This window comes from Alkalilimnicola ehrlichii, from assembly GCF_003399765.1.
Classification (GTDB): domain Bacteria; phylum Pseudomonadota; class Gammaproteobacteria; order Nitrococcales; family AK92; genus AK92.
This window is the reverse complement of record NZ_NFZV01000064.1, coordinates 1-3303: the sequence shown is the minus strand read 5'-3', so window position 1 is coordinate 3303 and position 3303 is coordinate 1. Positions and strand designations below refer to the sequence as shown.

Genomic DNA, 3303 nt, shown 5'->3' with positions numbered 1-3303 from the left:
TTTTTAGACTAGAGAGACCGGTTCTTTAAAAATTGGGAAGTTGACGAGAGAGATCAAACGCACAGTGCGCGTTTGATCGATAGGCATGTCAGATTCGTGGAGCCAGCGCCGTATAACACCAGAGTGCTTGGGGTTATATGGTCAAGCGGTTAAGCGCATACGGTGGATGCCTAGGCGGTAGGAGGCGATGAAGGACGTGGTAGCCTGCGAAAAGCCTCGGGGAGCTGGCAAACAAGCTTCGATCCGGGGATGTCCGAATGGGGAAACCCAGTCACTTCGGTGACTATCCTACACTGAATACATAGGTGTAGGAGGCGAACCTGGGGAACTGAAACATCTAAGTACCCAGAGGAAAAGAAATCAACCGAGATTCCCTCAGTAGCGGCGAGCGAACGGGGACCAGCCCTTAAGCTCTCTTTGTTCTAGCGGAACGCTCTGGAAAGTGCGGCCATAGTGGGTGATAGCCCCGTACGCGAAAGGGCATTGAGAGTGAAATCGAGTAGGACGGGGCACGTGAAACCCTGTCTGAATATGGGGGGACCATCCTCCAAGGCTAAATACTCCCTACCGACCGATAGTGAACCAGTACCGTGAGGGAAAGGCGAAAAGAACCCCGGAGAGGGGAGTGAAATAGAACCTGAAACCGTATGCGTACAAGCAGTGGGAGCCCCTTCGTGGGGTGACTGCGTACCTTTTGTATAATGGGTCAGCGACTTACTTTTAGTGGCAAGGTTAACCGTATAGGGAAGCCGTAGGGAAACCGAGTCTTAACCGGCGTCTTAGTCGCTAGAAGTAGACCCGAAACCGAGCGATCTACCCATGGCCAGGGTGAAGGTGAGGTAAAACTCACTGGAGGCCCGAACCCACTAACGTTGAAAAGTTAGGGGATGAGCTGTGGGTCGGAGTGAAAGGCTAAACAAGCTCGGAGATAGCTGGTTCTCCCCGAAAGCTATTTAGGTAGCGCCTCATGTCTCACTCCCGGGGGTAGAGCACTGTTTCGGCTAGGGGGGCTTCCGAGCTTTACCAAACCGATGCAAACTCCGAATACCGGGAAGTGCAATCATGGGAGACAGACGGCGGGTGATAACGTTCGTCGTCAAGAGGGAAACAACCCAGACCGCCAGCTAAGGTCCCAAAATCATGGTTAAGTGGGAAACGATGTGGGAAGGCAGAGACAGCCAGGAGGTTGGCTTAGAAGCAGCCACCCTTTAAAGAAAGCGTAATAGCTCACTGGTCAAGTCGTCCCGCGCGAAGATTTAACGGGGCTCAAACCATGTACCGAAGCTGCGGACGCAAGCTTGTCTTGCGTGGTAGGGGAGCGTTCTGTACGCCTGCGAAGGTGGATCGTGAGGTCTGCTGGAGGTATCAGAAGTGCGAATGCTGACATGAGTAACGATAATGGGGGTGAAAAACCCCCACGCCGAAAGCCCAAGGTTTCCTGCGCAACGCTAATCGGCGCAGGGTTAGTCGGCCCCTAAGGCGAGGTCGAAAGGCGTAGTCGATGGAAAACAGGTTAATATTCCTGTACCTCCTACTACTGCGATGAGGGGACGGAGAAGGCTAGGTCATCCGGGCGATGGTTGTCCCGGTTCAAGCAGGTAGGCGGAGCTCTTAGGCAAATCCGGGAGCTCATACGCCGAGACGTGACGACGAGCCCCCACGGGGGTGAAGTGATTGATGCCATGCTTCCAGGAAAAGCCTCTAAGCTTCAGGTAGTAGGGGACCGTACCGCAAACCGACACAGGTGGGCAGGGTGAGAATCCCAAGGCGCTTGAGAGAACTCGGGTGAAGGAACTAGGCAAAATGGCACCGTAACTTCGGGAGAAGGTGCGCCTCTGGTACGTGAAGGCACTTGCTGCCGGAGCGGAAGGAGGTTGCAGTGACCAGGTGGCTGCGACTGTTTATTAAAAACACAGCACTCTGCAAACTCGTAAGAGGACGTATAGGGTGTGACGCCTGCCCGGTGCCGGAAGGTTAAGTGATGGGGTTAGCCCTCGGGCGAAGCTCTTGATCGAAGCCCCGGTAAACGGCGGCCGTAACTATAACGGTCCTAAGGTAGCGAAATTCCTTGTCGGGTAAGTTCCGACCTGCACGAATGGCGTAACGATGGCCACACTGTCTCCACCCGAGACTCAGTGAAATTGAAATCGCTGTGAAGATGCAGTGTACCCGCGGCTAGACGGAAAGACCCCGTGAACCTTTACTACAGCTTCGCACTGGACTTTGAACATGCTTGTGCAGGATAGGTGGGAGGCTTTGAAGCGGCAACGCCAGTTGTCGTGGAGCCACCCTTGAGATACCACCCTGGCATGTTTGGGGTTCTAACCTAGGCCCGTAATCCGGGTCGGGGACAGTGTGTGGTGGGTAGTTTGACTGGGGCGGTCTCCTCCCAAAGAGTAACGGAGGAGCACGAAGGTACCCTCGGCGCGGTCGGAAATCGCGCTATGAGTGCAAAGGCATAAGGGTGCTTGACTGTGAGACTGACACGTCGAACAGGTGCGAAAGCAGGTCTTAGTGATCCGGTGGTTCTGTATGGAAGGGCCATCGCTCAACGGATAAAAGGTACTCCGGGGATAACAGGCTGATTCCTCCCAAGAGTCCACATCGACGGGGGAGTTTGGCACCTCGATGTCGGCTCATCACATCCTGGGGCTGTAGCAGGTCCCAAGGGTACGGCTGTTCGCCGTTTAAAGTGGTACGCGAGCTGGGTTTAGAACGTCGTGAGACAGTTCGGTCCCTATCTGCCGTGGGCGTCGGAGATTTGAGGGAAGCTGCTCCTAGTACGAGAGGACCGGAGTGGACGCACCTCTGGTGTTCCGGTTGTCACGCCAGTGGCACTGCCGGGTAGCTATGTGCGGACGGGATAACCGCTGAAAGCATCTAAGCGGGAAGCCCCTCCCAAGATGAGATCTCCCTGGACCCTCGAGGTCCCTAAAGGGTCGTTGCAGACTACAACGTTGATAGGCGGGGTGTGGAAGTGCAGTAATGTATGAAGCTAACCCGTACTAATTGCCCGTGAGGCTTGACCATATAACACCCAAGCAGTTTGGCAACTGTTGTGGGTGTGCGCACTCAACGAACGACATGCCAAACGTCAACTTCCCAATCACCGGCCCGGCCGGCCCAGCGCCTTAACGCGCCGCCGTGCCCTAAGGCCAATACCGGTTTGCCTGGCGACCATAGCGAGCGGGAACCACCCGACCCCATTCCGAACTCGGAAGTGAAACCGCTCAGCGCCGATGATAGTGCCGCCCCGCTGTGGTGCGAAAGTAGGTCATCGCCAGGCGCTTATCACCAAACCCC

2 rRNA genes are annotated in these 3303 nt (G+C 55.4%); both read left to right on the top strand.

The features are described from left to right. Positions 1-139 precede the first annotated feature (139 nt). Positions 140-3030, top strand: a 23S ribosomal RNA gene (locus tag CAI21_RS22575). Positions 3031-3169: 139 nt separating this feature from the next. Then, a 5S ribosomal RNA gene (gene rrf, locus CAI21_RS22570) occupies positions 3170-3286 on the top strand. Positions 3287-3303: the final 17 nt, after the last annotated feature.